The following is a 6,191-nucleotide window of genomic DNA, read 5'->3' on the forward strand; positions in this document are numbered from 1 at the left end:
GGGACAAGAAGAATCATCGATCAAGAATATCAACTTTTCCCCCTGGCCCTTTTTTTCAGGTAACAAAGGAATTCCTCGAAAAATGTAGAAAGCAATACATAGCTTATTCGGAGAAAAGGGGATTCTTATGGAATTAGTCACGATGAAACAAAACCTCAAAAAATCTTTGTTGTCGCTTCCATATCGGGTGAAATTAATTTTGATCTTTTCGCTGCTGATTTTGGTTACCTCGACTCTTCTTGGAAGTATTACCTATTATCAATTTGCAAAATCCAGTCAAGAACGCACGGAAGAATATCAAATCCAATTAGCGGATCAAATTACTCGCAATCTGGACCGGTACCTGAAGGAAATGCAAATCATTTCGTTATCTCCCCTCTACAATCAAGAAGTCATGGATATTTTACACAATCACCAAACCCCAAGTGAAAAAACGATGTTTCCGCCTGCAAATGAACGAATCACGTTATGGCGCTATATTTCTAGTTTTATTCATATGAGAAATGAAATTAAAGGAATCCATCTAATGGCCAATGACGGCACGATTTTTAGTAATTTGGATTCCAATACGGTCATGCTGAAAGTGTTTGACACGAATAATGAATGGGTTGGAAAAATTAAACAGGCGGATGGCGAGTGGGTGTTACTACCGCTTCATCAACCTAGTTATTATTTGCGCAAAGACGTGACGGTCTTTTCCGTTGCCAGGCTGATCCGAGATCCGTACACCTATCAACCGCTTGGGATCATCAAAATCGACTTAAAGCAGGATTTAATCCAGGATATTTTAAGTAAGACCAATGGGGCGAACCGCATTTTTATTCTGAACAAGGAAAATCAATTCATTTATCCAAATAAGGAAGACAAACTCATTGGGGACTCGATCTTAGCTGAAATGAACATGTTCAAGGAAAACAATCATTTGACCGTTCCGATTGATGGTGTGAACTATTTGGTTGTCTATAATGAATCCCCCTATTCAGGTGTAAAAACCCTCATGTTAACCCCAAGTGCCGTGATTTTGACGGAAGTGAACCACTTACGAAAAGTGGTGATTTTGGTCATGTTCATCGGTATTTTCATTTCTTTGGTATTAGGGTTTATTCTATCAAAGCCGCTGGTAGAATCGATTCATACATTAAGAAGAGCCATGGAAAATGTGAGAAAGGGTAATCTGAATCAAAGTGTTTCCATTCCATCCAATGATGAAATTGGCCAGCTTGGAAAAGGCTTCAACCATATGGTGAACGAAATTGACCGTCTTGTTTCAGAAGTCTACAAAACAGGATTACGGGAAAAGGAAGCAGAGATCAAAGCACTGCAGAGTCAAATGAATCCGCATTTTCTCTACAACACATTAGAGACCATCAATATGCTGGCCATCACAAAGGGAAATTTGGAAGTATCCGATATGGTCTCTTCACTTGGCCGGTTATTACGCTATACCGTTGATAACTCTTCTAAAATTGTCACATTAAAAGAGGAATTGGCTTTTATCCAATCATATATCGCGATCCAGCGGGTTCGGATGGGGGAGGACCTTCAGTATGTGGAAGAGATCGATTCATCCTTACATGACGTACTCATTCCAAAACTCGTGTTGCAGCCGTTTGTGGAGAATGCGATCCTCCATGGGCTGTTTGGCCAGGGAGGGCGTATTGTGATGAAAGCCCTTTCTAAAAAACAAACACTGGAAATCGTTATTCAGGATAATGGCAGAGGTGTTTCGGCTGAAAAGTTAGCGGAGCTAAAGCAGTCACTGGCAACAGGACAAACCCAGCCGACCGAAAACCATAATGGGATTGCGATACCAAATGTTCACGAAAGATTACAGCTGTTATATGGAAAACAATACGGAATAGAAATGGAGAGTCAGGAAAGGGCTGGATTTTCCGTTACGCTCAATATGCCTATTCAGAGAAAGGGGAACGAGGGTGTTGAAAGAGGTATTAATTGTTGAAGACGAAGCGATTATTAGACAAGGTCTTAAAGTGTTACTTGAACAAGTCATGGGCGGTTTTCAGGTCATAGAAGCAAAAAGCGGCGAAGAAGGGGTGTTACTTTTTCACCAGCGATTGCCGCATTTAGTTGTCACTGATATCCGGATGGGGGGAATGGATGGTCTTACGTTTATTTCGAAAGTAAGGCAAATCTCCAAAGAGGTGCCAATCATCATTTTAAGCGGTCATAGTGATTTTGAGTATGCGAGAACGGCCATGCGTTATGGCATTACGGATTATCTGTTAAAGCCGATTAACCGGGTAGAACTGTCTGAAACGATTTCCACCATCTTTAAAGAAACGAAGGCAGACAGTGCGAATGTTTCACGACAGTTTCAAGAGATTCTTCAATTTGTTGATGACCATTTAGGCCGTGAAATCACCTTAAAGCATATCGCCGAACATGTCTATTTAAATCCGCAATATGTTGGCCAGCTGTTTAAGTCGGAGTTAGGGATGACCTTTACAGAATACATAACGGAAGAACGATTAAAAAAGGCAAAAAAGCTATTAAAAGGAACGAGTTTAAAAGTATACGAGGTGGCGCAGCTATCAGGCTATAAAAGTCCTAAACATTTTATGACGGTGTTTAAGCAGGAAACCGGAATGACGCCGGTAGAGTTCCGTAAAAATTCCCATTAGTTAAAAAATATGAGAATAACGAACTATTTCTATGTTTGGGAGGATATTTTTTCACGGCATTCTTTCTTACAATGAACAACAAAGGGAGGTAATGTGATGGTAAAAAAGTTTGGACTCATTTTATTAGCCATACTTTTGGTAGCGCTTTCCGCATGCAGCAAAGACACGGAAAAGACGGCCACAACCAATGAAGGGTCAAAATCGAAGGATAAGCCGGTGGAGTTGACCTTTATGATGTGGGGGAATGAGGCGCACCAGGAGGTTTATAACCAGTTAATTGCAAAATACAATGAAACGCATCCAAATATCAAAGTAAAAATGGAGAGTGTCCCCTTCCCGGATTACCAGCAAAAAATCACGGTATTAGCTGCAGGACGGGAATTACCTGATGTGGGATGGGTAGCGGAGCGGATGGTGCCGCAATTCATGGAAAATGGGATTTTAGAAGATGTTTCGTCCTTTAAAAAAGATCAGGACTATGACATGGATGACTTCTTCCCATCCACACTGGATTTGTTTGAGAAGGACAAGAAATTATATGGGATCCCATTTTCAACCCCGCCGATGGTTTTATTTTATAACAAAGATTTGTTTGTAAAGGCCGGCGAAAAGACTCCGAATGAGCATGTACAGGCTGGAACATGGACATGGGAGCAATTCGAGAAGTCTTCAAAAGCGATTTCGTCCAACGGTGTGTATGGGGCAAACTTCTTCCGTGACTGGAATACATGGATTTCTTTATTGTCGCACACCTGGAGTTATGGCGGCGACCTATTTAATAAGGATCAAACCAAGTTTACATGGAACAGCAAAGAAGGTGTAGAGACACTTAAAATGCTTGACCGCATGATGTTTAAGGATGGCTCCCATCCAAAAGCAGGGGAGCAAGTAAGCTTTGAATCCGGAAAGATTGGCATGTTCTTTGACGTCTATAGTTATGTGTCGCGTGCCCGTGATGTGAAGGATTTTGGCTGGGATATCGCTCCGCTTCCAGAAGGGCCAAAAGGAAGATTCCCGATGCTAGGGCAAGCGGGATATGGATTATTTAAAGATTCTAAGCATCCGAAGGAAGCAAAAGAACTACTCAAATTCTTTACAAGCCAAGAGGGAATTGCAGCTACATCTACCTACTTTGTACCGCCGCGTAAATCGGTCCTTAGTTCAGATGAATTTGTGAATCAGCCAAATAACCCGCCGGCAGAAAGCATTCAACGAGCGGTGATCGATGAAATGGATAATGCCAGACTGCAGGCCGGACATATCGAGTGGCAAAAAATTGATAATGCGATTCAATTTGGTTTTGATGAATTATTTGGACAATTGAAAAAGCCTGAAGAAATCTTAAAAGGCATGGAAGATAAGATTAATCCATTATTAAAGTAATTTTGACAGATGCGGTTAACCCTTTTTAAGGATTAACCGCATCCCTGTTACTGGGGGTGCAAACATAGTGAGTGCTTCGTTAAAGCATGCATTAGAAAAAAACAAGCTGACGTTAATCGTTAGTTTACCGGAAAATCGATGGGATCTCGCACAGGCAGCGATGCAAGCCGGTGTGGATGCGATTAAACTGCATGTAAATGTAGACCACCGCGCATCAGGAAACCACTTTGGGTCAGTTCATGACTATAAGGAAGTGTTTCGGCGGATTAGAGGGGAATTCTCTGGACCACTGGGGATTGTCCCTGGCGGATCCTTTGACCAGATCAAAAGGGATGAAATGGATCAGATCATCGATTTAGGTTTTAATTTCTTTTCGGTTTATGCCCATCATCAGCCAAGCTGGATGGTAGAGCTCGACTCAATTGAAAAGACATTTGCGATTACAAATGAATATCCGTTCAGTCAATTGGGGAAGGTCAAGCATCTTGGCATATCTGCGCTTGAAGCGTCGATTATCCCGGGAGAAGAATATGGGAGTCCTCTAACGTTTAAAGATATCCTCGCCTATAATGCCCTTGTACAACAGGTGGATGTCCCCGTCCTCGTTCCGTCTCAACGAAAAATTGAGACATTTGATGTTCCCTTACTTTATCGAGCGGGGGTAAAAGCGATTATGCTCGGCGCCATCGTGGTTGGCCATACGGAGGAAAGCATCAAAGCAGCTATTTCATCTTTTCGAGAGGCGATTGATTCATTGTAAAGGAGGCAGGAGAAATGGAAGTAAACGTAAGTGTAACGAAAGAACTGCCTATAAAAAGAAGAAGAAAGAAATTTTTTGGAAGTGAAGCCTTTTATGGCTATTTATTTGCCAGCCCGATGATCCTTGGCTTTCTCGTTGTCATGTTCATTCCTTTTTTCTATTCCGTTTATATGAGCTTAACCGATTGGAAGCTGCTTGGTGATCCGAATTTTATTGGCAGCGAAAACTATCAACGGTTAGTGAATGACCCCGACTTTTGGGAAGTGATGAAAAATACCCTGCTCTTTTCCGGTGGTCTAGTTCCGATTAATATCGTGATTGCCTTAGTCCTGGCGATGCTGTTACAGCGTAATTTACCGGGTATTGGCTTTTTCCGAACGGCGATTTTCATTCCAGTTATGACCTCGATTGTAGTCTGGTCGATTATTTGGAAATACATGTTTGGTACAGAAGAGGGCTTTATCAACCAGATTCTTGCTGTTTTTGGCATTGACGGCCCGGCCTGGCTCTATGATCCCGATCTCGCCATGGGTGCGGTCATTGCGGTAAGCGCGTTGAAAAATGTTGGCTTGAATATGATTTTATTCTTGGCCGCCCTCCAGCAGGTGGATCGCAATCTCTATGAAGCTTCTTATTTAGACGGTGCCAATAAACTGAAACAGTTTTGGCATGTGACCCTGCCGATGATTACCCCGACTGTTTTTTTAACCTTAATCTTAACGGTCATTGGATCGATGAAGGTGTTTGGGCAGATTTATGTCATGACTGGCGGTGGGCCAGGAAATCACACGAAGGTACTCGTTTACTATATTTGGGAAAATGCCTTTAAGCTATTTGATTTTGGCTATGCCTCGGCCATTGCGATTGTCTTATTTTTGATTATCTTATTCTTTACCCTCATCCAATGGAGTGTAAGAAAAAGGTGGGTTTTCCATGAACAATAAGAAGAGAAATGGGTTTTTTACGAAGCTATCCTTTTATGGAATCTTAACGATTATTTCATTGATTATGATTGTGCCATTTTTATGGATGATCAATACATCCTTTAAGGACTCTACCAAAATATTTACCTTTCAGTTCATCCCGGGCCCTTTTAGGTGGGAAAACTTCCTTACGGTACTAAAGACTACACCGTTTCATCTTTTTTATTTTAATAGTTTTTATATTGCCGTTTTGGTCACAATCGGTACGATTTTCTTTGGATCACTGGCCGGTTACGCCTTTGCAAAATTGAAGTTTAAGGGAAGTTCGCTGCTATTTTTATGTTTATTAAGCACAATGATGATTCCGGTTGAAGCGGCGCACGAAAAAATGCGAAAGCGTTTCACGATAAATGCGAAAACGCCTATCTAAGGTTGTTGGGTTTGGTCAACGGCCATCATGGCAACTGAACCAATACACCATAA

At 41.6% G+C, this 6,191-nt stretch carries 6 protein-coding genes; all 6 read left to right on the plus strand.

Annotated elements, in window-relative coordinates; genetic code table 11:
* Window positions 1-127 precede the first annotated feature (127 nt).
* The 6 genes from ACO1D1_RS14435 (at window position 128) to ACO1D1_RS14460 (ending at window position 6,138) form a co-directional block, all read left to right on the plus strand.
* On the plus strand, window positions 128-1,960 hold the full coding sequence (locus ACO1D1_RS14435) for a sensor histidine kinase (RefSeq protein WP_423336310.1): 1,833 nt from the start codon (window positions 128-130) through the stop codon (window positions 1,958-1,960).
* A complete protein-coding gene (locus tag ACO1D1_RS14440) occupies window positions 1,938-2,642 on the plus strand; it encodes a response regulator transcription factor (protein WP_423336311.1) in 705 nt (234 codons plus the stop codon). Before ACO1D1_RS14435 ends, ACO1D1_RS14440 begins: the two co-directional genes overlap by 23 nt.
* A gap of 96 nt (window positions 2,643-2,738) precedes the next feature.
* The gene (locus ACO1D1_RS14445; protein ID WP_423336312.1) at window positions 2,739-4,025 is read left to right on the plus strand and encodes an ABC transporter substrate-binding protein; all 1,287 of its coding nucleotides are present in this window, start codon (window positions 2,739-2,741) and stop codon (window positions 4,023-4,025) included.
* Between the two features lie 67 nt (window positions 4,026-4,092).
* Complete coding sequence (locus ACO1D1_RS14450) at window positions 4,093-4,785, plus strand: hypothetical protein (protein ID WP_423336313.1); 693 nt, start codon at window positions 4,093-4,095, stop codon at window positions 4,783-4,785.
* A 14-nt stretch (window positions 4,786-4,799) separates the two neighbouring features.
* Window positions 4,800-5,729, plus strand: a complete 930-nt coding sequence (locus ACO1D1_RS14455) for a carbohydrate ABC transporter permease (RefSeq protein ID WP_423336314.1) — start codon at window positions 4,800-4,802, stop codon at window positions 5,727-5,729.
* Window positions 5,719-6,138 carry a hypothetical protein gene (locus ACO1D1_RS14460; RefSeq protein ID WP_423336315.1) on the plus strand — a complete coding sequence of 140 codons (420 nt, stop codon included), beginning with the start codon at window positions 5,719-5,721 and terminating at the stop codon, window positions 6,136-6,138. Before ACO1D1_RS14455 ends, ACO1D1_RS14460 begins: the two co-directional genes overlap by 11 nt.
* The last annotated feature ends 53 nt before the right edge of the window (window positions 6,139-6,191 follow it).

The sequence above is a fragment of the Neobacillus sp. 19 genome, from assembly GCF_049463095.1.
In the GTDB taxonomy this organism is placed as follows: Bacteria; Bacillota; Bacilli; order Bacillales; family Cytobacillaceae; genus Neobacillus.

What these genes read in the sequence shown, in the direction of transcription:
- ACO1D1_RS14435 (WP_423336310.1), top strand. Translation starts at nt 128, where the DNA reads ATGGAATTAGTCACGATGAAACAAAACCTCAAAAAATCTTTGTTGTCG.
- ACO1D1_RS14445 (WP_423336312.1), top strand. Translation starts at nt 2,739, where the DNA reads ATGGTAAAAAAGTTTGGACTCATTTTATTAGCCATACTTTTGGTAGCG.
- ACO1D1_RS14455 (WP_423336314.1), top strand. Translation starts at nt 4,800, where the DNA reads ATGGAAGTAAACGTAAGTGTAACGAAAGAACTGCCTATAAAAAGAAGA.
- ACO1D1_RS14460 (WP_423336315.1), top strand. Translation starts at nt 5,719, where the DNA reads ATGAACAATAAGAAGAGAAATGGGTTTTTTACGAAGCTATCCTTTTAT.